This window comes from Variovorax sp. YR216 (genome assembly GCF_900107745.1).
Taxonomy (GTDB): domain Bacteria; phylum Pseudomonadota; class Gammaproteobacteria; order Burkholderiales; family Burkholderiaceae_C; genus Variovorax.
The window spans coordinates 800,265-821,823 of the sequence record NZ_FNRO01000001.1 but is presented as its reverse complement, the minus strand read 5'-3'; the positions used below and the strand labels follow the sequence as shown (position 1 = coordinate 821,823).

The 21,559-nt window shown below is 66.5% G+C and carries 22 protein-coding genes; 15 read left to right on the top strand and 7 right to left on the bottom strand.

All coding sequences use genetic code 11. From position 1 onward, the window contains the following. Positions 1 to 14 precede the first annotated feature (14 nt). From BLW05_RS03865 to BLW05_RS03850, 4 genes are read left to right on the top strand one after another with little or no spacing between them, the layout of a single operon-like run. Complete coding sequence (locus BLW05_RS03865; protein WP_093159833.1) at positions 15 to 1,046, top strand: ABC transporter permease; 1,032 nt, start codon at positions 15 to 17, stop codon at positions 1,044 to 1,046. After that, positions 1,046 to 1,954 carry an ABC transporter permease gene (locus BLW05_RS03860; RefSeq protein WP_371126914.1) on the top strand — a complete coding sequence of 303 codons (909 nt, stop codon included), beginning with the start codon at positions 1,046 to 1,048 and terminating at the stop codon, positions 1,952 to 1,954. The genes BLW05_RS03865 and BLW05_RS03860 overlap by 1 nt, the downstream gene beginning before the upstream one ends. Then, positions 1,917 to 2,825, top strand: coding sequence for an ABC transporter ATP-binding protein (locus tag BLW05_RS03855; protein ID WP_218135136.1), 909 nt, complete (start codon positions 1,917 to 1,919; stop codon positions 2,823 to 2,825). The genes BLW05_RS03860 and BLW05_RS03855 overlap by 38 nt, the downstream gene beginning before the upstream one ends. A gap of 49 nt (positions 2,826 to 2,874) precedes the next feature. Next, positions 2,875 to 3,633: an ABC transporter ATP-binding protein gene (locus BLW05_RS03850; RefSeq protein WP_218135144.1), complete on the top strand. Its 759-nt coding sequence runs from the start codon at positions 2,875 to 2,877 to the stop codon at positions 3,631 to 3,633. A 61-nt stretch (positions 3,634 to 3,694) separates the two neighbouring features. Here BLW05_RS03850 and BLW05_RS03845 read toward each other — a convergent pair whose 3' ends face one another. Further along, the gene (locus BLW05_RS03845) at positions 3,695 to 4,582 is read right to left on the bottom strand and encodes a LysR family transcriptional regulator (RefSeq protein WP_093159826.1); all 888 of its coding nucleotides are present in this window, start codon (positions 4,580 to 4,582) and stop codon (positions 3,695 to 3,697) included. A 90-nt stretch (positions 4,583 to 4,672) separates the two neighbouring features. Here BLW05_RS03845 and BLW05_RS03840 point away from each other — a divergent pair, with 90 nt between their 5' ends. The 3 genes from BLW05_RS03840 to BLW05_RS03830 all read left to right on the top strand — a co-directional run bounded on the left by BLW05_RS03840 (position 4,673) and on the right by BLW05_RS03830 (position 6,919). Further along, positions 4,673 to 5,485: a DODA-type extradiol aromatic ring-opening family dioxygenase gene (locus tag BLW05_RS03840; RefSeq protein ID WP_093159823.1), complete on the top strand. Its 813-nt coding sequence runs from the start codon at positions 4,673 to 4,675 to the stop codon at positions 5,483 to 5,485. A gap of 44 nt (positions 5,486 to 5,529) precedes the next feature. Beyond that, positions 5,530 to 6,420 carry an alpha/beta fold hydrolase gene (locus BLW05_RS03835; RefSeq protein ID WP_093159821.1) on the top strand — a complete coding sequence of 297 codons (891 nt, stop codon included), beginning with the start codon at positions 5,530 to 5,532 and terminating at the stop codon, positions 6,418 to 6,420. 64 nt (positions 6,421 to 6,484) lie between these two features. Continuing rightward, positions 6,485 to 6,919: a GNAT family acetyltransferase gene (locus tag BLW05_RS03830; RefSeq protein ID WP_093159818.1), complete on the top strand. Its 435-nt coding sequence runs from the start codon at positions 6,485 to 6,487 to the stop codon at positions 6,917 to 6,919. Here BLW05_RS03830 and BLW05_RS03825 read toward each other — a convergent pair. The 3 genes from BLW05_RS03825 to BLW05_RS03815 all read right to left on the bottom strand — a co-directional run bounded on the left by BLW05_RS03825 (position 6,916) and on the right by BLW05_RS03815 (position 9,904). Then, positions 6,916 to 7,569 (bottom strand): SGNH/GDSL hydrolase family protein, encoded by a 654-nt coding sequence (locus BLW05_RS03825; RefSeq protein ID WP_143044765.1) that lies wholly within the window; start codon positions 7,567 to 7,569, stop codon positions 6,916 to 6,918. The two genes, BLW05_RS03830 and BLW05_RS03825, sit on opposite strands and share 4 nt — an antisense overlap. 326 nt (positions 7,570 to 7,895) lie before the next feature. Then, on the bottom strand, positions 7,896 to 8,909 hold the full coding sequence (locus BLW05_RS03820; RefSeq protein ID WP_256330005.1) for a Bug family tripartite tricarboxylate transporter substrate binding protein: 1,014 nt from the start codon (positions 8,907 to 8,909) through the stop codon (positions 7,896 to 7,898). Continuing rightward, on the bottom strand, positions 8,906 to 9,904 hold the full coding sequence (locus BLW05_RS03815; RefSeq protein ID WP_093159813.1) for a Bug family tripartite tricarboxylate transporter substrate binding protein: 999 nt from the start codon (positions 9,902 to 9,904) through the stop codon (positions 8,906 to 8,908). The genes BLW05_RS03820 and BLW05_RS03815 overlap by 4 nt, the downstream gene beginning before the upstream one ends. Positions 9,905 to 10,063: 159 nt before the next feature. Between BLW05_RS03815 and BLW05_RS03810 the strand changes: the two genes are divergently transcribed. From BLW05_RS03810 to BLW05_RS03785, 6 genes are all read left to right on the top strand, one after another. Continuing rightward, positions 10,064 to 11,518 carry an FAD-dependent oxidoreductase gene (locus BLW05_RS03810; protein WP_093159811.1) on the top strand — a complete coding sequence of 485 codons (1,455 nt, stop codon included), beginning with the start codon at positions 10,064 to 10,066 and terminating at the stop codon, positions 11,516 to 11,518. 72 nt (positions 11,519 to 11,590) lie between these two features. After that, on the top strand, positions 11,591 to 12,433 hold the full coding sequence (locus tag BLW05_RS03805) for an IclR family transcriptional regulator (RefSeq protein WP_093159808.1): 843 nt from the start codon (positions 11,591 to 11,593) through the stop codon (positions 12,431 to 12,433). A 55-nt stretch (positions 12,434 to 12,488) separates the two neighbouring features. Continuing rightward, positions 12,489 to 13,784, top strand: a complete 1,296-nt coding sequence (locus BLW05_RS03800) for an aconitase X (protein ID WP_093159806.1) — start codon at positions 12,489 to 12,491, stop codon at positions 13,782 to 13,784. After that, positions 13,781 to 14,245: an aconitase X swivel domain-containing protein gene (locus BLW05_RS03795; RefSeq protein ID WP_093159804.1), complete on the top strand. Its 465-nt coding sequence runs from the start codon at positions 13,781 to 13,783 to the stop codon at positions 14,243 to 14,245. The genes BLW05_RS03800 and BLW05_RS03795 overlap by 4 nt, the downstream gene beginning before the upstream one ends. Continuing rightward, positions 14,242 to 15,954 carry a dihydroxy-acid dehydratase gene (locus BLW05_RS03790; RefSeq protein WP_093159802.1) on the top strand — a complete coding sequence of 571 codons (1,713 nt, stop codon included), beginning with the start codon at positions 14,242 to 14,244 and terminating at the stop codon, positions 15,952 to 15,954. Before BLW05_RS03795 ends, BLW05_RS03790 begins: the two co-directional genes overlap by 4 nt. A 12-nt stretch (positions 15,955 to 15,966) precedes the next feature. Continuing rightward, complete coding sequence (locus tag BLW05_RS03785) at positions 15,967 to 16,938, top strand: Bug family tripartite tricarboxylate transporter substrate binding protein (RefSeq protein ID WP_093159799.1); 972 nt, start codon at positions 15,967 to 15,969, stop codon at positions 16,936 to 16,938. Positions 16,939 to 16,972: 34 nt separating this feature from the next. Here BLW05_RS03785 and BLW05_RS03780 read toward each other — a convergent pair whose 3' ends face one another. Then, a complete protein-coding gene (locus tag BLW05_RS03780) occupies positions 16,973 to 17,320 on the bottom strand; it encodes a hypothetical protein (protein WP_093159797.1) in 348 nt (115 codons plus the stop codon). 131 nt (positions 17,321 to 17,451) lie between these two features. Here BLW05_RS03780 and BLW05_RS03775 point away from each other — a divergent pair, with 131 nt between their 5' ends. Together BLW05_RS03775 and BLW05_RS35275 are read left to right on the top strand one after the other, a co-directional pair. Further along, positions 17,452 to 18,174: a LysM peptidoglycan-binding domain-containing protein gene (locus BLW05_RS03775; RefSeq protein ID WP_093159794.1), complete on the top strand. Its 723-nt coding sequence runs from the start codon at positions 17,452 to 17,454 to the stop codon at positions 18,172 to 18,174. After that, positions 18,171 to 18,620, top strand: coding sequence for a hypothetical protein (locus BLW05_RS35275; protein WP_143044764.1), 450 nt, complete (start codon positions 18,171 to 18,173; stop codon positions 18,618 to 18,620). The genes BLW05_RS03775 and BLW05_RS35275 overlap by 4 nt, the downstream gene beginning before the upstream one ends. 126 nt (positions 18,621 to 18,746) lie before the next feature. Here the strand turns inward: BLW05_RS35275 and BLW05_RS03765 are convergent, their stop codons facing one another. Both BLW05_RS03765 and BLW05_RS03760 read right to left on the bottom strand, forming a co-directional pair. After that, positions 18,747 to 20,150, bottom strand: coding sequence for an amino acid permease (locus BLW05_RS03765; protein WP_093159789.1), 1,404 nt, complete (start codon positions 20,148 to 20,150; stop codon positions 18,747 to 18,749). Between the two features lie 250 nt (positions 20,151 to 20,400). Beyond that, positions 20,401 to 21,426 carry an aldo/keto reductase gene (locus tag BLW05_RS03760; protein WP_093159787.1) on the bottom strand — a complete coding sequence of 342 codons (1,026 nt, stop codon included), beginning with the start codon at positions 21,424 to 21,426 and terminating at the stop codon, positions 20,401 to 20,403. Between the last annotated feature and the right edge of the window lie 133 nt (positions 21,427 to 21,559).

Genomic DNA, 21,559 nt, shown 5'->3' with positions numbered 1-21,559 from the left:
ATGGGGAGGTTTCCATGTTCGCTTGCTTGAACCATCCGATGCTGCGCGCGGCCGCGCATCGTGCGATCAGCGTGGTGCTGACCCTGCTAGGACTGCTGCTGCTGACCTTCGTGATCGGCCGCGTGATGCCGCTCGATCCGGTGCTGTCCATCGTCGGCCCCGATGCCGACAAATCCACCTACGACCAGGTCTACAGGCAGCTCGGCTTCGACCGGCCGCTTGCCGTGCAGTTCGGCTACTACCTGCGCGACCTGCTTCACGGCGATCTGGGGCATGCGCTGTTCACCGGACATGCGGTGACGGACGACCTGGCGCGCGTGTTGCCGGCCACCGTCGAGCTTGCCACCATGTCTCTTTTGCTCGGCACCTGCGCCGGCGTCTCGCTCGGTGTGTTCGCCGCCACGCGGCGTGGCGCACTCGCGGATCATGTGGTGCGCGTCATCAGCCTCTTCGGCTATTCGACGCCGGTGTTCTGGTTCGGCATGATGGGCCTGCTGGTGTTCTACGCCTGGCTCGGCTGGGCTGGCGGGGCGGGACGGGTCGACCTGGCCTTCGACGGTGTCGTGCCCACGCGCACTGGCCTGCTGCTGGTCGATTCGGCGCTCGCCGGCGACTGGCAGGTGTTTCGCAGCGCGCTCAGGTTCCTCATCCTGCCGGCTTGCGTGCTGGGCCTGCATTCGATGGCCTACATCAGCCGCATGACGCGCAGTTTCATGTTGGCGCAGTGGTCGCAGGAGTACATCACCACAGCACGGGTCAAGGGCCTGCCGGAGCGCGACGTGATCTGGGGTCACGCGTTCCGCAACATCCTCGTGCAGTTGCTGACCATCGTGGCGCTGGCCTATGGCGGCCTGCTGGAGGGCGCCGTGCTGATCGAAACCGTGTTCGCCTGGCCCGGCTTCGGCCTGTACCTCACCAACGGCCTGCTGCTGGGCGACATGAACGCGGTGATGGGCTGCGTGCTGGCGGTGGGGGTGATCTTCATCACGCTCAACCTTCTGTCCGACGCGCTCTACCACCTGCTCGATCCGAGGACCCGCTCATGATGGCTTCCACCGCCGCATCGCCAACGACCACAACCCCTTCCCGCACGCCTGGCTCCGCGGCTCAGGCCTTGGCGCTCAACCTGCGTCAGGGACTGCGCAGGCTGCTGCGCAATCCGATGACCTTGGCCGGTGTTCTCGTCATCGCGCTGATGCTCCTGGTGGCCCTGTTCGCGCCGTGGATCGCCACCCACGATCCTTTCGAACAGAACCTGAAGCAGGCGCTGCGGGCGCCGTCGCATGCGAACTGGTTCGGCACCGACGAATACGGTCGCGACATCTTCAGCCGCCTGGTGCATGGCTCGCGCATCTCGCTCTACGTCATCGCGCTGGTCACGGTCATCGTCGGCCCGGTCGGACTCGCAGTGGGCAGCATGGCCGGTTACTTCGGCGGCTGGGTGGACAACCTGTTCATGCGCATCACCGACATCTTCATCTCGTTCCCGAGCCTGGTGCTGGCGCTGGCTTTCGTGGCCGCGCTGGGCCCGGGGCTGGACCATGCGGTGATCGCCATTGCGTTGGCCGCATGGCCGCCGATCGCGCGGCTGGCGCGGGCCGAGGCCCTGTCACTGCGTCATGCCGACTATGTGATCGCCGCGCAATTGCAGGGCGCCTCGTCGGCCCGCATCCTGGCGCGCTACATCGCGCCCATGCTGATGTCGTCGGTGGTGGTGCGGCTGACCATGAACATGGCCAACGTGCTCCTGATCGCCGCCGGTCTCGGCTTCCTGGGGCTGGGCGCGCAGCCACCGGCGCCGGAGTGGGGCGCGATGATCTCCAGCGGCCGGCGCTACATGATCGAGTGCTGGTGGCTCGTGGCCGCGCCGGGGCTGGCGATCATGCTGGTGAGCCTTGCGTTCAACCTGATCGGCGATGGCTTGCGCGACGTGCTCGACCCTCGCAGCGAATGAGGATCTCCGCCATGCACTCTCCCGTTTCCGAGCCACCCCTGCGCGCGAAGTTGCGGGTCGAAGACCTGCACGTCCACTTCGCAACGCCCGACGGACCGATGCATGCCGTCCGCGGCGTGTCGTTCAACTCTCGCGCGAAAAGCTGGCCATCGTCGGCGAATCCGGGTCGGGCAAGTCCACGGTCGGCCGCGCGCTGCTCAGGCTGCACCCGCGCAGCGCGCGCATCGAAGCGCGCACCCTGGCATTCGACGACATCGACCTTCTGAGCGCCGACCCAAAGACCATGCAGACCCTGCGCGGCAGGCGCATGTCGATGATCATGCAGGACCCGAAGTACTCCCTGAACCCGGTCGTTCGGGTCGGCCGGCAGATCGCCGAAGCCTATCTGGCCCACAACGACGTGCCGCGCGCCGAAGCCCGCGAGCGTGCATTGGCCATGCTCGCGGCGGTGCGCATCCGCGATCCGCAGCGTGTGTTCGATCTCTATCCGCACGAGGTGTCGGGTGGCATGGGGCAGCGCATCATGATCGCGATGATGCTCATCACCGAGCCTGAAGTGTTGATCGCGGACGAACCCACGTCCGCACTCGACGTGTCGGTGCGCCTTCAGGTGCTGGATGTGCTCGACGAATTGGTTCGCGAGCGTGGGCTGGGCCTCATCTTTATCAGCCACGACCTGAATCTGGTTCGGCGCTTCTGCGACCGGGTGCTCGTGATGTATGCGGGCCGCGTGGTCGAGAGCATCGCGGCCTCCGACCTGGACCACGCCGGGCATCCCTATACGCGCGGCCTGCTGGGTGCCTTGCCCAGCCTGGAGCAGCGCCGCGCGCGCCTGCCTGTGCTGCAGCGCGATCCTGCGTGGCTGGGATGAAGCTCACCCCCAGGGCTCGCGCACTTCGTGTGAAAGGAAACTCATGACCATGATCGAAGTCAGCGCGCTCGGGCTCGCGTTCGGCGCGAGCCGCGTGCTCAACGACGTGAATCTTCAAATCGAGGCCGGCGAGTCGTTCGGCCTCGTGGGTGAATCCGGGTCGGGCAAGACCACCGTGCTGCGCTGTCTGGCCGGCCAGTTCACGCACTGGACCGGCAGCGCCCGGATCGCCGGCCACGCGCTCGGGCACAAGCGCGACCGCGCGCGCTGCCGCGAGGTGCAGATGGTGTTCCAGGACCCCTATGGGTCGCTGCACCCGCGGCACACCGTCCACGCCGCGCTGGCGGAGCCGTTGCACATCCACGGCATCGGCGACCAGAGCGAACGCATCGACGGCATCCTCGCCAAGGTGGGGCTGAACGGCAGCTTCCGGTTTCGCTACCCGCATCAGTTGTCGGGTGGGCAGCGACAGCGCGTGGCGATCGCGCGGGCGCTCATCCTCGAGCCGCGCCTGCTGCTGCTCGATGAGCCTACTTCCGCGCTCGACGTGTCAGTGCAGGCCGAGATCCTCAATCTGTTGGCAGATCTTCGCGAGCGTGACGGCCTGACCTACCTGATGGTGACCCACGACCTCGGCGTGGTCGCCCACCTGTGCGACCGGCTGGCAGTCATGCAGCAGGGCCGGATCGTCGAGACGCTGTCGACCGATGCGCTGTGTCGCGGCGAGGCAAGGCATGCCTATACGCGGACGCTCGTGGACGCGACGCGCCATCATGGCCGGGAGGTGGGAGAGGACGCTGTCGCCTAGGCCAATGGGCCGCCTCGCCGGCGATCGCCGCGAGATGCACGCGCCGCCCGCTCCGCATGCACTAAGGCGCGCCGAGGCTGGAGTCCAGGAAATCGATGAAGCTGCGCAGCTTGGGCGCCATGTATTGCCGGCTGGTGTACACCGCAAACAGGGTCACCGGCGGCGCGGCGTAGTCGGGCACCAGGCGAACCAGCCGGCCCGCGGCCAGATCGTCGTCGATCAGCCATTCGGGCAGGAACGAGATGCCGATGCCGGCGTGCACTGCATGCAGCGTCAGGTTGGTGTCGTCGGACTTCGTCACCGGCTGCAGCCGCAGCGGCGCCTGCCGGCCGCCCGGGCCCTTGAGTCCGAAGCCTTCGAGGTTGACGTAGCTGGGCACGATCGCATCGAGCTTTGCGAGATCGGCGGGCGTGGCGGGAAGCCCGCTGCGTGCGATGCACGCAGGCGTGGCCACCAGATGGAACTGCAGCTTGCAAAGCGGACGTGCGATCAGCGCGGGCGAGGGCTCCTGCGTCGCGCGCAGCGCGAGGTCGTAGCCATCGGCCGCGAGGTCGACCTTGCGGTTTTCCAGATGCATGTCGACCACGACTTCGGGGCACTGCGCGCGGTAGCCTGCCAGCACGCGCGCGAACCGCGGCGTCGCGCACCACACGGGCGCGCTCACCTTGAGCTGCCCGCGCGGCGTGGCACTGGTCTGTCCGATGGCGGCCTCGGCCGCATCGAGCAGGTCGAGCGCGCGACAGCTCTGCTCATACCAGGCCTGTCCGGCTTCGGTGAGGCTCAGGTGGCGGCTCGATCGGTGAAGAAGCCGTGCGCCGAGCGACTTTTCGAGCTGCGCCACATGCTTGCTCGCCATCGGCGCGGAGATCCCGAGGCGATCCGCCGCTGCGACGAAGCTGCCGGATTCGACCACTTCGCGAAACACGCGCAGACTGGTGAGGCGGTCCATCCTGGTTTCCTGTGGGGAAATGAATCGATGAATCGTAGCCCATCGATTTCTCCTGCGGAAATCTTTAGACTTCGTGCCAAGGAGCGATCCATGAGCAACACCCACCCACGTCTTCCCACCTATTTCATCTCGCACGGCGGCGGCCCCTGGCCGTGGATGAAAAACGAGATGGGCCATGCCTACGACAAGCTCGAAGCCTCGCTGGCCGACATGCCGCGCCAGATCGGCCGCAGGCCGGACGCCATCCTGATGGTTTCCGCGCACTGGGAGGAGCCTGCCTTCACCGTGATGGGCAATCCGCGCCCGCCGATGATCTACGACTACGGCGGCTTCCCCGCGCACACCTACCAGGTGCACTACGACGCGCCCGGCTCGCCCGAACTGGCGCGTCGCGTGCAATCGCTGATCGAATCGGCCGGGCTGCCGGCGCGTATCGATCCGGAGCGTGGCTTCGACCACGGCATGTTCTCGCCGATGGCTGCGATCTATCCCGACGCCGATGTGCCTGTGGTGCAACTGTCGCTGCGACGCGGACTCGATCCGGCGGAGCACATCGCGCTTGGCCGAGCGATCGCGCCGTTGCGCGACGAGAACATCCTGATCGTCGGCAGTGGTTTGAGCTATCACAACCTGCGTGCCTTCGGTCCGCAGGCGCGCGATGTGTCGAAGGCGTTCGACGACTGGCTTGGCGACACCACGGTGGGATCGACGGGCGATCGTCGCAACGAGCGTCTGCTGCAATGGTCCGCTGCGCCCGCCGCGCGCATCGCGCATCCGCGCGAGGAACATCTGATTCCGCTGATGGTTGCCGTCGGCGCAGCACAAGATGAAGCCGGTGAGCTTGTCTATCACGAGGACGCATTCATGGGCGGCATCGCGGTGTCCAGCTTCAAGTTCGGGTAGCCCACCCCCAGCTTCGCCCGCCCGCGTCACGTCACAATGCGCGGGTGCCTTACTTCTCCACCTACGAACCTCGCGCGGAAGCTGAAGCCGTCCGCCTGATCGAGCGCGTCGATGCGCTTGCCACCCACCACGACGTCGAGCACGGCGGCGTCCGCGTGCGATGGCGCCGATTCGGCAACGACGCATCGAATCCGCCGCTGGTGCTGCTGCATGGCGGCCATGGCAGCTGGATGCACTGGCTGCGCAACGTGGAGGCGCTCTCGGCCACGCGCTCGCTGTGGCTGCCCGATATGCCGGGATTCAACGATTCCGATGCGATGGCCGAACCGTTGCCGGGCCAGTCGCTGCTCGATGCCTTTCTCGACACGCTGTGCGCGACACTCGACGAACTCGTCGGTGCTGAAGCCGAGATCGACCTCGGTGGCTTCTCCTTCGGCGGCCTGATCGCGTCCAAGCTCGGCGCGCGGCGCGGCCGCATCCGCCGGATGATCCTGATGGGTAGCGGTGGCCACGGCACCCTGCGTCGCATGACGGTCGAGATGATCAACTGGCGCGAAGCCGAGGACCGCGATGAGGAGCGTGCCGCGCTGCTGCACAACCTCGCCGCGCTGATGCTGCATGACAAGGCATCCATCGATGCGCTGGCCTTCGCGATCCACGACATCTCTTGCCACGGCACGCGCTTTCGCAGCAAGGAGATCTCACTCTCGGGCGGCTTGCAGTCGGCACTGGACACTATCGGCGGGCCGCAGCTTCTGGTCTGGGGCGAGCACGACGTCACCGCCGATTCGCGTCCGCTGGTGGCGCAACTCGTCAAGGATCACCCGCTGCGCGAAGGGACGGTGATCGACGGGGCGGGGCACTGGGTCCAGTTCGAGCGCGCGCAGGAAGTCAACGCGCGGGTGCTGCGCTTCCTGTCGGAGCCGCGCGCATGAGCCTCCGCCCGGCCGCTCCGAAGGGGGCTCGCACCGCAGTGCGAAGCACTGAGGAGGTTGCCCAATGACCCCCGTGATTGCCACTTATTCGGATGGCATCCACCGCGCCGGTGTCGTCGCGCTCTGGCACAAGACCTTCGACTACGGAACGCCGCACAACGACCCGGACTACTCGCTCGACATGAAGCTTCGGGCCGATGACGGATTGCTTTTCGTCGCGCTGGAAGGCGGCGCGGTGATCGGCACCACGATGGCCGGGTTCGACGGCCATCGCGGCTGGATCTACTCGGTGGCGGTCGATCCGGCCTTTCGCCGCCGCGGCATCGGGGCCGCGCTGGTGCGGCATGCCGAGCAGGCCCTGAAGGCGCTCGGCTGCCCGAAGGTAAACCTGCAGATCGTGACCGGCAACGAGCAGGTCGTCGCCTTCTACGAATCGCTGGGCTTCAGCGTGGAGCCGCGCATCAGCATGGGCAAGCGCTTTCCCTGGCGCGGAGCCTAGCTGGCCGCCTGGGCGGCCTTTTCGCACTCTGCATCGATGACCGGAATCAGCTTGTCGACGAGCCGGTTCGAGCTGGCTTGGTCCGGGTGCACGGTGTCGATCGTCACGATCGGAACTGCCGACCAGTCCGCCGATGGGGTTGCGGTGTCAGATGCCATGGCGCGGATGGCCGCAGTGACGACGAGCCAGCCTGGAACGTCGCCGGCGTAGGGCACGGGGCCCGTGAGGACGGGCCTCGAGCCTTCGGCGCGTGTCTTTTCGATGAGCGCCCGCATCGGCGCCACGTCGGTGTGCTGAATGACGTCGTTCACGCCCCAGCCCAGCACCACGACGGCTTTTGCAGGGCGTGCATCGCTCATGACGGCGGGCGCCCCGGCGCTGCCCGTCTGGCCGCCTACGGCACGAAGGTCCACAGTCCACGCCGGGCGAGCATTCTGCATGCGCCTCTGCGGGCCCTGCGCGATGAGCGGTTCGCCGCGCATGATGCTGTCTCCATAGAGGACCACGCTGCATGTCGTCGTGGGCGTGGCGGCGGTTGCTGGTTTTTCCTGAGCCGCGGAAGGGATCTGGTAGGACGAGTTCCCACCGCCGCCTCCACCACCGCAAGCGGAGAGCAGAAGGGCAGCCGTCAGCGAGAGCGTCTTTCTCATGTTCGTCTTTCGTTTGTTCTTAGAATTTGTGAAGGGCTAACGGACGAGACGCAGGCGCAACAAAAGACACCGACGCAACCGCGTTCGGTGAATCACCCGGGTGACCGCCGTGAATGCGCTGTGGATGCCGGTCAACGGCGCGGCGCGCGGGCGGGAAGCAGCAGCCTTTTCCGGCTTGCTCCGAGATTTTTGTGACAGCTGGCGCTAGGCCGAAAAAGGTAAAAAAATGTAAAGATAGTTATTTTTTATATTCTATCCCGACTTTTTCCCTTTTTCGGTCAGTTGCGAATCAGGAGCCCTGGTTCGCGCTCCTGATCGGCTCCGACCTACTGCGCCTGCTTGGCCAGACCCAGCTTGCGGATGATGTCGCCCCATTCCTCATAGGTCGACCGGGTCAACGCGGCCAGTGCCGGCGGGCTCGACGATTCGGCCTCGTAGGCGCCCTGGCGGAAGAAGTCGCGCGTGGCCGGCATGGCCAGTACTTCCACGAGCGCCGCGTTGAGCCGCGCAACCACCGCTTCGGGCATGCGTGGCGGTCCGTAGAAGCCGAGCCAGCTCGCCATGTCCACGCCTTTCACGCCCTGTTCGGCCATCGTCGGCACGTCGGGCAGCATCGGACTGCGCTTGGGCGCAGCGACCGCCAGCATGCGGACCTTGCCCGTGGCGGTGTTCTGGATCGCATTCGGCGCCGCGTCGAAGTAGTACTGCACGCGGCCTGCGAGGAAGTCCTTCGCGGCATCGCTGCCGCCCTTGTATGGCACGTGCACCACGTCCAGCCCCGCCTGGCGCGCGAAGGCCTCGCCGTAGATGTGCGAGGACGTCCCGGTGCCGAAGGAGGCGTAGCTCATCTTCCCCGGATTGGCCCTGATGTAGGCGATCAGCTCCTGCACCGTCTTCGCTGGCACGCTCGTGTGCACCGTCAGGATCAGCGGGCCGCGCGCGCCGAGCGAGATGGGCGTGAGGTCCTTGAACGGGTCGTAGCGCACCTGCGCCAGCGTCTGCGGGTTCTGCGCGACCACGGACGAGGGCGCGTACATGAAGGTGTAGCCGTCGGGCGCGGAGCGGATGACTTCCTCCGTCGCGAGGATGAAGCTCGCGCCCGGCCGGTTCTCGACGATCACCGGCGTCTGCAGCACCTCGCCGAGCTTGTTGGCGACGAAGCGCGCCTGTGCATCGGACGCGCCGCCCGCGGCGAGCCCCAGCACGATGCGGATCGTGCGGCCCTTTTCCGGGAAGGGCGCGGCGGCGTAGGTGGCGAACGGCAACGCGCCCGCGCTTGACGCGAGCCAGGTGGCGAAGCGGCGGCGGTTCAGATTCGGGCGTGGGTGCATGGTGTTCATTGTTTGGTCAATCCGACTTGCTGGACCATCGTGCCCCAGCGTTCGTAGGTGGACCGCGTGATGCTGGCGAATTCATCCGGCGTGGTGGCGCCGGCCTCGTAGCCGCCGCTGCGGTAGAACTCCTGCACCTGCGGCATCGCCAGGACCTTGGTGAGCGCCGCGTTGAGCTTCGCCACCACCGGCGCCGGCATGCGCGCCGGTCCGTAGAAGCCGAGCCAGCTCGGCAGGTCGAGCCCGGCGAATCCCTGTTCGGCGAAGGTCGGTACGTCGGGCATCGCCGGAATGCGCGCGCTGGCGGCCACCGCGAGGATTTTCACCTTGCCCGTGGCCGACGTGATGACCGCCGACGAGGCCGAGTCGAACATGTACTGCACGCGTCCGCCGATCAGATCCTTGGCCGCGTCCGAGCCGCCCTTGTACGGGATGTGGACCGCATCGATGCCGGTCTTCTTGACGAACGCCTCGCCGTAGATGTGCGAGGACGTGCCGGTGCCGAACGAGGCGTAGCTCACCTGGCCCGGATGGGCCTTCACGTAGGCGACCAGCTCCTTCACGCTGGTGGCGGGCACCGTGGTGCTGATCGACAGGACCAGCGGCCCGCGCCCGCCCATCGAGATGGGGGTGAAGTCCTTGAACGGGTCATACGGCACCTGCGCGAAGGTGTGCGGGTTCTGCGCCATCGTGGACGAGGGCGCGTACAGCAGCGTGTAGCCGTCGGGCAGGGAGCGTGCGACCTCGCTGGCCGCCAGCATGGTGCTCGCGCCCGGCTTGTTGTCGACGATCACGCTGGTGCCCAGCACCTCGCCGAGCTTCTGCGCAACGATGCGCGCCTGCGCATCGGTGCCGCCGCCGGCGGTGAAGCCCACGACGATTCGGATCGGTTTGCCCGGTGCTGGAAAGGCCTGCGCCATCGCAGCCGCGGGCATCAGGCCCAGGAGGGCCGCGGCGCCAAGCGCCGAGGCAAAGGCCCGGCGGCCCGCGTGCCCTGTCTTCATGGATGTCTCCTTGGTTTTCATGGATATCAATCATCGTGTCCATAAAACAGATCATCATTCAGGGAATACCCTGAAAGAAAATGCTCATAAATTCGAAAAATGGAAGATGAAATCAAAATATCATCCGTTCCATTGAATCAGACATCCCAGAACGAACGCATGAAAACTGTCGTCCGCACCGATGAGCGCATCCTGTCCTCGGACATCTTCGAACGCGACAGCCGCGCCAAGCGGCCCGACCACGGCCACTGGGCCGAGCCCGGAAAGCAGATCCCGGTCTATCACCGCTGTGGCGTGCTGGTGGTGGGCGGCGGGCCGTCGGGCACCGCCGCCGCCGCAGCGGCCGCGCGTGCTGGCGCCGACGTTGCGCTGCTCGAGCGCTACAACCACCTCGGCGGCCTCTCCACCGGCGGCCTCGTGATCTGGATCGACCGCATGACCGACTGGGAAGGCCAACTGGTCATCCGCGGCTTTGCCGAGGAACTGTTCGACCGCTTGCCGGCCGATGCCATCGCCGGCCCGTCGCGCGGCGACTGGGGTTCGCAGGACGAGGCCAAGGCCGCGCACTGGTCGCAGCGCACTGCCGCCTACCACGGCATCGTCACCTGGTCGCCGACCATCGACCCCGAGCGCCTCAAGCTGCTGTCGCAGGAGATCGTGCTGGAGCGGGGCGTGAAGCTCATCTACCACTCGTGGGCTGCCATTCCGATCGTGCAGGACGGCGCGGTGAAGGGGGTGGTGTTCGAGAGCAAGGAAGGCCGCATGGCGATCATGGCCGACGTGGTGGTCGACGCCACCGGCGACGGCGACCTCTTCGCGCGCGCCGGCGCCGCCTACGTGAACGACATCGAGGAAGCCGACGTGCACCACTGCATGAACACCTCGTGGCTGTTCGGCGGCGTGGACATGAACCGCTGGATCGAATTCAAGGCCGGCCAGCCCGAAGCCTTCTCGGCCTTCATGGCGGGTGGGCGCGAGCAGTGTGGTTTATTCGAGCGGCCCTTCGTCTCGTGGCGCAACGATGTCGCGCTGTTCATGGGGCCGCGCCAGTCCGGATATTCGGCGCTCGATGTGGACGATCTCACCGCGGTGGAAGTCCGCTCGCACCGGGCGATGGTGGCGCACCTCGATTACTTCCGCGCGCACGCGCCGGGTTTCGAGAACGCCTACATGATGCTGAGCGCGCCGCAGATCGGCGTGCGCCATGCGCGCCGCCTCACCGGCGTGGGCGCGGTGCTGCGCAGCCAGTGGCCCGACGGCGTGGCGCTGGCGGATGAGATCGGCGTGTCGCCCGCGGTATCGCCCAAGTTCCCGAACATCTCGATTCCCTACGGCGCGCTGGTGCCCCAGCAGCTCGACGGCCTGGTGGCCTGTGGGCGCCACATCTCGTGCGACCGCAACTCGCACGGCTTCATGCGCGAGATCCCGCAATGCTGGATCACCGGGCAGGCGGCGGGTGCCGCAGCGGCGCTGGCGTCGCGTGGCGGCATCGCGCCGCGCTTCGTCGATATCGGCGCACTGCAGTCCGAGCTGCTGCGCCAGGGCGTCCACCTGCGTCCCGGCGTTGGGCAGGACGGCGTGCCCGTGGCGGCGACGGCCGAGGCGAGCATCTGAAAGCACCCTATGCGACCGGTGGGCGTCACTTCACGAGCCTCTACATTGGAGCCTCTTTCCAAGGGTTCCATCATGTCCACTGACAAAAACGACCTCTCCATGTCCACCGCCGAGGCAGCCGATGCGCGCGGCGAGCGCTCCGACACCGTCAGCGCGCTGGAGCGCGGCATCTCGGTGCTGCGCTGCTTCAGCGAAGAGCAGCCGGTGCTCGGCCATGCCGATGTCGCGCGCATGACCGGCATCCCGCGCCCGACAGTGAACCGGCTCGTCGCCACGCTGCTCTCCATGGGCATGCTCAAGCCTGCAACGGTGGCCGACCGCTTCATGCTCGGCCCGGGCGTGGTGTCGCTGGCGCGGGTGTTCCTCGGCAGCCTCGATGTGCGGGCGGTCGCGCGTCCGAGCATGCAGGCGATGGCGGAAGAGTTGGGCGCATCGGTCTACCTGGCGGTTCGTGACGGCATGGAGATGGTGCTGATCGAAGCCTGCCGTCCGCGCTCGTCGATGCTGTCGGCGCGGCTCGATGTGGGTTCGCGTGCGCCGCTGGCCAATTCGGCGCTCGGCCGCGCTTATCTCTCGGCCCTGCCGGAAGCGCAGCGCAACCAGCTCGTCGATTCGATGCGCCTGCTGCGCGGTCCGGAGTGGGGCGGCATCGAACCCGCCATGAACCGCGCGATCGGCGAATCGAAGCGGTTGGGCTTTTGCCTCTCGCTCGGCGAATTCCATCGCGAGATCAATTCGGTGTCCGTGCCGCTCATCGGCCCGGACGGCGAAGTGATGGCGCTCAACGGCGGCGGCGCGGCCTTCGTCTTCACCGAAGAGCGGCTGCGCAACGAACTCGCACCCCGGCTGCACGACATCGCGCTCACCATCGCGCGCGACATCGGCGGCCACGTACCCACGCCCTCGTCGGGCTAGCGCGCCCGGCGGGGGAATCCCCACGACTGCGCACAGAAGAACGGAGACACAGGTCATGCACCTGAGCGATGAAGAAAAAGCCATGCGCGACGGCCGCGACGGACCGGCGGTGCAGAAGGCGATGGACCTGCTGATCCGCTACGGCGAGGCATTGGACGCCGAGCGGCTGGTCGAGACGCGCAACGTCTGCGCCTCCATCACATCGACCACGCCCTTCCAGCGCGACTTCGCGATGGCTCGCGGCGGTGGCATGGATGCAGTGTTCTCCGAATTCAGCCTCGACAGCCAGGAGACGGTCGAGATCCCGAAGTTCAAGGTCTTCACCAGCCACCTGCAACTGGGCTTCGACCCCGGCCAGCCCGAACGCATGGGCGTGAGCGAGGAGATCGTGCAGTTCTACGGCAAGAGCGAGCGGCACGCCGCGAGCCTGGGCGCCCAGATCATGAACACCTGCACGCCTTACCAGGTGGGCAACATCCCGACGCGCGGCGAGCACTGCGCGTGGATGGAATCATCGGCGGTCGTGTATTGCAACTCGGTGCTCGGCGCGCGCACCAACACCGAAGGCCGCGAGAGCACCGGGGCCGCGATGCTCACCGGGCGCATTCCCTACTGGGGGTATCACCTCGACGAGAACCGTCGCGCCACGCATGTGGTCGAGCTCGACATCGAGGTCGAGTCGGTGCAGGACTGGGGCCTGCTCGGCTACTACATCGGCGAACAGGTGCAGGAGCGCGTGCCTGTGGTGCACAGCCGGCGCGGCATCGCGCGCGTACCGAACCTGCCGCGCCTCAAGCACTTCGGTGCTGCGGCCTCGTCGTCGGGCGGCGTGGAGATGTACCACATCGTCGGCGTCACGCCCGAGGCGATCACGCTGGAACAGGCGCTCGGCGGACGCGCACCCGTCGAGGTGCTGCGCTACGGCGAGGCCGAGCGCCGCGCCACCTTCGAGAAGATCAACAGCACCGGCAAGGACGCCGATGTGCAGTACGTGATGCTCGGCTGCCCGCACTACACCATCGAGCAGATCTGGGAGGCGGCCCAGCTTCTGGAAGGTCGCAAGGTCCATCCGGATTGCGAGCTGTGGATCTTCACGCCGCGTGCGATCAAGTCGCTGGCCGATCGCAACGGCTACACGAAGATCATCGAGGACGCGGGCGGCATCCTGATGACGGACAGCTGCTCCGCCATGAGCCGCGCGGTGCCCAAGGGCACGAAGACTGTGGCGCTCGATTCGGCCAAGCAGGCCCACTACCTGCCCGCCATCCTCGGCGTGCAGGCCTGGTTCGGCAGCACCGCCGAATGCATCGATGCGGCCTGCACCGGCCGCTGGAAAGGGTTCCAGGCATGAACGACGCAGTCATCACGGAAGAAACCATCGTCATTCGCGGCCGCAAGGTCGTGGGTGGCGTGTCGGAAGGCGAGGCCCTGGTCACGCGCGACCGCATCTCGGGCTGGGGCGGCATCGACCCGCGCACCGGCTCCGTCATCGAGACGCGGCATTCGCTGCGCGGGCAGAGCTTCGCGGGCAAGGTGCTGGTGTTTCCGGGCGCCAAGGGCTCGTCGGGCTGGTCGGCCATGTTCCACATGACGCGGCTCATGAAGACCGCGCCGGCGGCGTTCCTCTTCAACGAGATGACGACCAAGATGGCGCTTGGCGCTGTCGTCACGCATTCGCCCGCGATGACCGACTTCGACCGTGATCCGCTCGCCAGCATCGAGACCGGTGACTGGGTGCGCGTGGACGCGGATCGCGGCATCGTCGAAGTCATCAAGAAATCGCAACGTGCAAATGCAGGAGATGCAACATGACCCGGCCCCTGCGCAGCAACTTCCCCCGTGGCTCCTACCTCTGGTCGGTGCGCAACGCCCACTGGCGTGCGCTCGGCATTCCCGAAGAGGATTGCGAAAAGCCCAAGATCGCGATCGTCAACAGCTCCTCGGAGCTCGCGGCCTGCTTCAGCCACCTCGACACGGTCGCAGCCGAAGTGAAGGCCGCGATCCGCGCCGCCGGCGGGGTGCCTTTCGAGATCCGCACCGCCGCGCCAAGCGACTTCATCACCGGCGCGGGCGCACGCGGCGCCTACATGCTGGCCGCGCGCGATCTGGTCACCAACGACATCGAGGTCGCGGTCGAAGGCGCGCAGCTCGATGGCATGGTGTGCCTCACCTCGTGCGACAAGACGGTGCCCGGCCAGCTCATGGCGGCGGCGCGGCTCAACATCCCGACCTTGCTCGTGCCCTGCGGCTATCAGCCCAGCGGCGAGTACCGGGGCCATCACGTCGACATCGAGGAAGTGTTCATCGGCGCCATGCATGCGGTCGCAGGCAAGCTGCCGGTGGAAGAGCTCGTGGGCATGAGCCGCGAGGCGATTCGCGGGCCGGGGGTGTGCTCGGGCCTCGGCACCGCCAACTCGATGCACATCGTGTGCGAGGCGCTCGGCATGGCGCTGCCCGGCAGTGCACCTGTCGCGGCGTTGAGCCCGAAGATGATGGCCGATGCCCGCGACGCGGGCGCGCGCATCGTGCAGATGGTGTGGGACGACCTGAAGCCGCGCGACATCCTCACGCCCGGCGCATTCGCGAATGCGGTGCGTGCGGTGCTCGCGGTCGGTGGATCGCTCAACACCGCCAAGCATCTTCAGGCGGTGGCGACCGAAGGGGAGACCGGCGTCGATGTCTACGGTCTCTTCGAAAAGCTCGGCCCGACCACGCCGGTGCTGTCCGGCGTGCGACCGGTGGGCGTGAACTCGATCGAGGACTTCGAAGCAGCCGGCGGCTGCCGCGCGTTGTTGAAGCAACTCGAGCCGTTGCTCGACACCAGCGCACGCACCGTTACCGGGGGCACGCTCGCGGACAACCTGCGAGGCGTCGAAGTCGCCAACGCGGAAGTGATCCGTCCCATCGATCGACCGGTGGCGCCGCTGCCCGCGATCGTGCTGCTGCGCGGCAATCTCGCGCCCGAGTCGGGTCTCATCAAGACCGGCATCGCCGAGCGCAAGGTGCGGCGCTTCACAGGGCCGGCCATCTGCTTCTGGACTGCCGATGCCGCCATCACCGCCCTCAAGCAGGGCGACATCGTGCCCGGGCAAGTGATGGTGATGCGCGGCGCTGGCGCCTGCGGCGGGCCTGCGATGGGCGGCGGGGCTTCGCGCGTGGTGTTCGCGCTCGACGGCGCGGGGCTTGGTGACGAAGTGGCATTGCTCACCGACGGTCATCTCTCGGGCCTCGTCTGCAAGGGTCTCGTGGTCGCCGAGGTGTCGCCCGAAGCCGCGCTCGGCGGGCCGCTCGGCCTGCTACGCGACGGCGACGTCATCACCATCGACCTCGACGCACGACGCCTCGACGTCGCATTGAGCGACGAAGAAATCCAGGCCCGCCGCGTCGACTGGCAGCCCCCGCCACGGCTGCATGACACCGGCTGGTTGCAGCAGTACCGGCGCAACGTCAGCGCGCTTTCGCAGGGCGCGGTGCTGGTGCGCACCGAGCGCTCCCAGACATCGGGCCAGGACCGCTTCTAGAAGGACGAGACCATGCGACGCAGAACCTTGACCGCCGCGGCCCTGTGGGGTGCGGCCGCATTGACGAGCCTGCCCCTCGCGGCAGGTGCCGATGAGGCATATCCCCAGAAGCCGATCCGCCTCATCGTCGGCTTCGCGCCCGGCGGCGGCGCGGATGCACTCACGCGCATCATCGCGGACGGGCTGTCCAAGCAACTCGGCCAGCAGGTGATCGTGGACAACCGGCCGGGCGCCGACGGCGTGCTGGCTGCGCAGGCCACCTCGTCCGCGAAGCCCGACGGCTACACGCTGCTGATGGGCACGAACACGGCGATGGTCGCCGCGCCCACGCTGCGGCCGACGCCGCCGTACGACCCGTTCAAGGCCTTCACGCCGATCAGCTCGGCCGGCCAGTTCTCGATGTTCCTGGTCGTTCCATCGAGCCTGCCGGCCAAGAGCGTGAACGAGCTGCTCGCGCTGATCGCGGCGAAGCCCGGCGCGTACAACTCCGCGTCGAGCAACAGCGCCTCGGAGCTGGCGATGCTGCAACTGCTGGGCGATCGCAAGGTGGTGAATGCGCGCTACAAGGGCGACATGCAGGCGATGACCGATCTGCTCGGAGGCCAGGTGCAGATGATGTTCACCACCGGCACGCTCGCGCCGGCCTACGTGAAGGACGGGCGCATCCGGGCGCTGGTCACGCTGCTGCCGGACCGCAGCGACCTGTTGCCCGATGTGCCGACCGGCGGCGAACTCGGGCTCGGCAAGCTCACCATCACGCCGTGGGCCGGCTTCTTCGGACCACCGGGGTTGCCGCAGGCCATCACCGACAGGCTCTCGCGCGAGTTGCAGAACACGCTCCAGCGACCCGAAGTGCGCAAGCAGCTCGCACAGCAGGGCTTCGAGGGCTACGGCATGAGCCCCGAGAAGTTCAGGGACTTCTTCCGCGTGCAGTACGACGCCTTCGGCGCGACGGTGCGGGAGCACAACGTGAAGTTCGAGTAGGGCGCGCGGGTGCGTCCGCTCGGGCGCCTGCCGGCTACGAACGCGCCGGTGGAGAGGTGCCGGTCGCGCCGGCTTCCCAATCCGCGCCGCGCGTCCTGCGCAGGATGAAGATGCCGATGATGGTGCCGATGGGAATGCTGAGCAGCAGGAGGATGCCAACGGCACGCGACAGGCCGCGCGCCCAAGACTTGCCTTGCCGCACGCCGGCGAAAGCGAGGGCATGCAGGCCGACCGGCAGCGCGAAGATCAGCGTGAGGATGATCACTGCCTCCATCTGCGCCTTGCCGCCCGTATGGAGCACTTTCAGAACGATTCCGGCACATACGACGAAATAGAGCGCGGCCATCACCATGTGGACGCGGGCGAGAGCGGTGTTGAGCATGGGTTTCCCTGGACGTGCGCGATTCGATCGTCGCGCGTGCCGGCGAGTCTATCTAGCGCGCCGAGCGCCTGCGCTATCCTGCCGTTCGCTCCGCTGCGCGGTGCACGGAGTTCATTCAGGGAGATAAAAACATGGCAACTACGATTGCCCGTTCGGAAGGATATGAAAGCTGGCGGCGCGGGGTGGATGGCGCCGACTCGAGATGGGACGAATACGACCTGGTCATCAAGCAAGTCGTAGGTGAGTACAACATGCATCTCGGGCGCAGCACGCCGCGCTATTTCCAGTTGGACTGGCGCTTGGTCAAAGCGATGCTGTGGGTTGAAACTGGCCCGGGCGTCAAGAAGTGGAAGACGCGGCCGATGCAGATTGGTGAATTTGCCGCCGATCCTGGATTGAGCGCCCTGTTCGGTCGGCAAGAGGGTGGCGAACTCATTCTTCCGTCAGCCACCTACGTAAGCCAGAGTGCGGTAAGAAGCAATCCGCGCGAAAACATCAAGGCTGGCGTCGGGTACCTGCTGATGCGAATGGCGAACTTCGAGTTTCAAACAGTCCTGGACCAGGACAGCCACGTCTATGAAGTCACTGTGGGTCCTGGCGATAGCCTCGACCGGATTGCGAAAGCCAAAGGCACGACGGTGGAGGTGCTGAAGAAGCACAATCCAGCGGACCACGTCTTGAGGGCCGGACAAGTGCTGAAGTACCAGAAGGCGTCGTTCAAGAAGGTGGTGACCGGCTGGAAGTTCATTGATCCGGTGCAGGTTGCGTACTACTACAACGGCGGGGGCGATCCGCTCTATCGAAAGAAACTCGCGTACGCCTATGACGCGATTCGCAAGGCGGGGGCGCAATGAAGACGGTCACCGGATCGATCGGGCTTTTCCTCTTTTCCACCATTGCGAGCGCCACAGTGCCTGACGCAGCCGCACCCTACATTGGTGTCTACAGACCTTGGAGTCGCGGTTGCGGCGGCGCTGTATTCCTCCGCGCGAAAACCGTTGAATGGCACGCAACGTGGAATAGCTGCAAACGCAGCCCTTACAAGGTGCTGGATGTTGCCGAGAAGAATGAACTTCCACGGATCGCAGTCAAGATCGAGAAGCCCAGCAAACATTGCGGCTTCGAGGTCCTGGAGATTCAGCAGGAAACCCGTGAACCGCCCTCGATGTGGGCCTTGCGTGCGTATCCAACATTGGAGTCCTACAAAAAGCGCGACTTGCCCGACTGGCAGGATTCGCCCTTGCCCGAGCGTGCCGTTCCGATGTGTCCGCTCGACCCGCGTCCCGATCCCAGGCGCTGAGAGACGTCGCGCCAGTGCTAGGCACGCGGCGAGGCAGCGTGCCGTCGCGTCGCCTTCTACGAAGCGCTGGGCCGCGCATCAGCGTGGCCACCGCTTTCCCCGACGGCGTGAGGTGTTCGTCGCAGGTCAGTTGCGCATCAGCGAACCGGCCGCTTCCTGCGCCTTCCGCGGGCGATAGCGTAGCCAGTAGATTGCCAGCAGCGCGAGCAGGAAGGGCACGCCGACGATCAGCGTCAGCCTGAACATCGGCGTGAAGTACGTCGTGACCAGGATCGCCAACATCAGCCCTGCGCCGAGCAGCGTGAGCCACGGGAAGCCCCACATGCGGAAGCCGAGCGGCGCGTTGCCCTGCGCGACCCAGGCCCGGCGGAAGAAGGCGTGCGTCACGAAGATCATGAACCAGGTGAACATCGCGCCGAACATCGAGATGGCCATCATCAGCCCGAAGGATTCCTTGGGCGCGACGACGCTGAGCAGCGTGGCGACGGCGATTCCGGCGCACGAGACGCCGAGCGCATCCACCGGCACGCCGTTGGCGCTCACGCGGCCGAAGCGCTTCGCCGCATGGCCCGCGCGCGAAAGGCTGAACATCATCCGGGTGGAGATGTAGAGCAGGCTGTTCATCGCCGACAGCGCGGCGACCAGCACCACGAAATTGATGACCGCGGCCGCGCCGGGGATGCCGATGATTTCCATGACCTTCACGAAGGGGCTCTTGTCGGCGCTGGCGGCGTTCCACGGCACGATGGCCAGCATCAGGAAGATCGACGCGAGATAGAACACGACCAGCCGCACGAGGGTCGCGCGGAAGGCGCGGGTGACCGCACGCTCCGGGTCCTGCGCTTCGCCGGCGGCGACCGCGATGGTTTCGACGCTCATGTAGCTGAAGATCGCCACCACCACCGCCACCCAGGTGCCCCAGATGCCGTTGGGAAAGAAGCCGCCGTGCGCGGTGTAGTTCTCGAGCCCGACGCCGGCCGGACGCGAGCCGAACACCACGTAGGCGCCGATCAGGATGAAGCCGACGATGGCCGCGATCTTGATCATCGAGAACCAGTACTCGACGAAGCCGAAGGACTTCACGCTCATCGCGTTGACCACGACCAGCGCGAGCGAGAACACCACCACCCAGATCCATTGCGGCACGGACGGGAACCAGTAGGCCATGTAGACGCCGACGGCGGTGACCTCGGTGCCGACGGCCAGCACGACGCAGGCCCAGTACGCATAGCGCACAAGAAAGCCGGCCCACGGGCCGATGTAGTGCTCGGCATAGGCGCCGAACGATCCGGAGGTGGGGTGGGCCACCGTCATTTCGGCAAGGCAGCCCATCAGGAGCAGCGCAATGATGCCGCCGATGGTGTAGCTGATCAGGACGCTCGGGCCCGCGATGCCGATCGCGAAGCCGCTGCCGAGGAACAGGCCGGTGCCGATGGCGCCGCCGATCGCGATCATGGCCATCTGGCCGGCGGTGAGCGATTTGTGAAGGCCCTTTTCCCGGTTCGAGATCGTCTCGAAATGGCTGCTCATTGATGTGTCTCCCTGCGGTGCGAAAGATGTGTGTTCGACTGGGCGACGAATGTATTCGGATTGCTCTTCGAAATGGTGATGAAATACCCTACGTACGTGATTAACGGAATATTTCTATCTTCAAAGTTTGAATTTGAGAAAAGATTATCCAATTCGTGTTGTTGTTTGATGCTGCGGCGCAAAAGCCATCGCCCGCGAGGCGATGCCCTTGCGACTCGCACGGGTCTCTGAGCGGTGTTTGAGGCGGCTTCTAGGCCGCCAGCGACGCGGCGTGGCGCTGCCAGAACGCCGCATCCGGAATCGCCCCCGCGCCGGCGGCCGCGTTGTCCGCCATGTGCTCGGCGCGGCTCGTGCCGGGGATGGTGCAGGTCACGGCCGGGTGGCTCAGCACGAACTTGATCAGCACCTGCGCCCAGCTCGTGCAGCCGATCTCCGCGGCCCAGTCGGGCAGCGGCTTGTCGCGCAGGCGGCGCAGCAGCCCGCCGCCGCCGAAGGGCATGTTGACGATCACCGCCACGCCGCGTTCGGCGGCCAGCGGCAGGAGGCGTTTTTCGGCGTCGCGCGCGTCGAGCGAATAGTTGATCTGCAGGAAGTCGAGCTTCTGCGCGCGCAGCACCGCTTCAACCTCGCCATACGCAGAGGCGGTGTAGTGCGTGATGCCGATATAGCGCACGCGGCCCTGGTCCTTCCAGCCGCGCAGCGTCGCGAGGTGCGTGCGCCAGTCGACGAGGTTGTGCACCTGCATCAGGTCCATGCGCTGCGTGCGCAGCCGTGTGAAGGACTGCTCCATCTGCGCGATGCCGGCTTCGCGGCCCGAGGTCCAGACCTTGGTCGCGAGGAAGGCCCCCACGCTCGGCACTTCGTGTCCTCGCTGCCCCCCGAGGGGGTGCTTTTCGTCTTGGGGCGGCCCGGCGGCAAAAAAGGCCTTGGCGTGCTGGCTCGACGCGGCCAGCAGCTCGCCGGTGGTTTCCTCGGAGCGGCCGTACATCGGCGAGCTGTCGATGACCGCGCCGCCGGCCGCGAACAGCGCATCGAGCACGCCCGCCAATCGCTGGTATTCGGGCGTGTCGGGGCGCTTGTCGAAGCCGAGCCAGGTGCCGCAGCCGACCACCGGCAAGGCTTCCTTCGTCGAGGGAATGGGGCGAGTGTTCATTCGGGACCTGCCTGGCGGCTGTTGCTGCTGCGCGAGGGTGGGGATGGCGGTGCCGGCACACAGCGCCGCGCCCAGCCGCAGCAGCCGGGCGCGCGTGAGGAGGAGGGCGCCTGCATCGGTCATCGGACGCAGTATCCGGAGCGGACTGCATGCTTGCGCAGGCTTCTCGCGGTTCCCGGGATGGCTGCTCGGGATTACAAGAAAATTCTCTAATCAGGTGCAGAAATGCTGTATAAAAATACAGTAAAACTGCATC

Excerpts from the sequence above, each read along its gene's own strand:
- BLW05_RS03865 (WP_093159833.1), top strand. The coding sequence starts at position 15 with ATGTTCGCTTGCTTGAACCATCCGATGCTGCGCGCGGCCGCGCATCGT.
- BLW05_RS03860 (WP_371126914.1), top strand. The coding sequence starts at position 1,046 with ATGGCTTCCACCGCCGCATCGCCAACGACCACAACCCCTTCCCGCACG.
- BLW05_RS03855 (WP_218135136.1), top strand. The coding sequence starts at position 1,917 with ATGGCTTGCGCGACGTGCTCGACCCTCGCAGCGAATGAGGATCTCCGC.
- BLW05_RS03850 (WP_218135144.1), top strand. The coding sequence starts at position 2,875 with ATGATCGAAGTCAGCGCGCTCGGGCTCGCGTTCGGCGCGAGCCGCGTG.
- BLW05_RS03845 (WP_093159826.1), bottom strand. The coding sequence starts at position 4,582 with ATGGACCGCCTCACCAGTCTGCGCGTGTTTCGCGAAGTGGTCGAATCC.
- BLW05_RS03840 (WP_093159823.1), top strand. The coding sequence starts at position 4,673 with ATGAGCAACACCCACCCACGTCTTCCCACCTATTTCATCTCGCACGGC.
- BLW05_RS03830 (WP_093159818.1), top strand. The coding sequence starts at position 6,485 with ATGACCCCCGTGATTGCCACTTATTCGGATGGCATCCACCGCGCCGGT.
- BLW05_RS03825 (WP_143044765.1), bottom strand. The coding sequence starts at position 7,569 with ATGAGAAAGACGCTCTCGCTGACGGCTGCCCTTCTGCTCTCCGCTTGC.
- BLW05_RS03820 (WP_256330005.1), bottom strand. The coding sequence starts at position 8,909 with ATGAACACCATGCACCCACGCCCGAATCTGAACCGCCGCCGCTTCGCC.
- BLW05_RS03815 (WP_093159813.1), bottom strand. The coding sequence starts at position 9,904 with ATGAAGACAGGGCACGCGGGCCGCCGGGCCTTTGCCTCGGCGCTTGGC.
- BLW05_RS03810 (WP_093159811.1), top strand. The coding sequence starts at position 10,064 with ATGAAAACTGTCGTCCGCACCGATGAGCGCATCCTGTCCTCGGACATC.
- BLW05_RS03805 (WP_093159808.1), top strand. The coding sequence starts at position 11,591 with ATGTCCACTGACAAAAACGACCTCTCCATGTCCACCGCCGAGGCAGCC.
- BLW05_RS03800 (WP_093159806.1), top strand. The coding sequence starts at position 12,489 with ATGCACCTGAGCGATGAAGAAAAAGCCATGCGCGACGGCCGCGACGGA.
- BLW05_RS03795 (WP_093159804.1), top strand. The coding sequence starts at position 13,781 with ATGAACGACGCAGTCATCACGGAAGAAACCATCGTCATTCGCGGCCGC.
- BLW05_RS03790 (WP_093159802.1), top strand. The coding sequence starts at position 14,242 with ATGACCCGGCCCCTGCGCAGCAACTTCCCCCGTGGCTCCTACCTCTGG.
- BLW05_RS03785 (WP_093159799.1), top strand. The coding sequence starts at position 15,967 with ATGCGACGCAGAACCTTGACCGCCGCGGCCCTGTGGGGTGCGGCCGCA.
- BLW05_RS03780 (WP_093159797.1), bottom strand. The coding sequence starts at position 17,320 with ATGCTCAACACCGCTCTCGCCCGCGTCCACATGGTGATGGCCGCGCTC.
- BLW05_RS03775 (WP_093159794.1), top strand. The coding sequence starts at position 17,452 with ATGGCAACTACGATTGCCCGTTCGGAAGGATATGAAAGCTGGCGGCGC.
- BLW05_RS35275 (WP_143044764.1), top strand. The coding sequence starts at position 18,171 with ATGAAGACGGTCACCGGATCGATCGGGCTTTTCCTCTTTTCCACCATT.
- BLW05_RS03765 (WP_093159789.1), bottom strand. The coding sequence starts at position 20,150 with ATGAGCAGCCATTTCGAGACGATCTCGAACCGGGAAAAGGGCCTTCAC.
- BLW05_RS03760 (WP_093159787.1), bottom strand. The coding sequence starts at position 21,426 with ATGACCGATGCAGGCGCCCTCCTCCTCACGCGCGCCCGGCTGCTGCGG.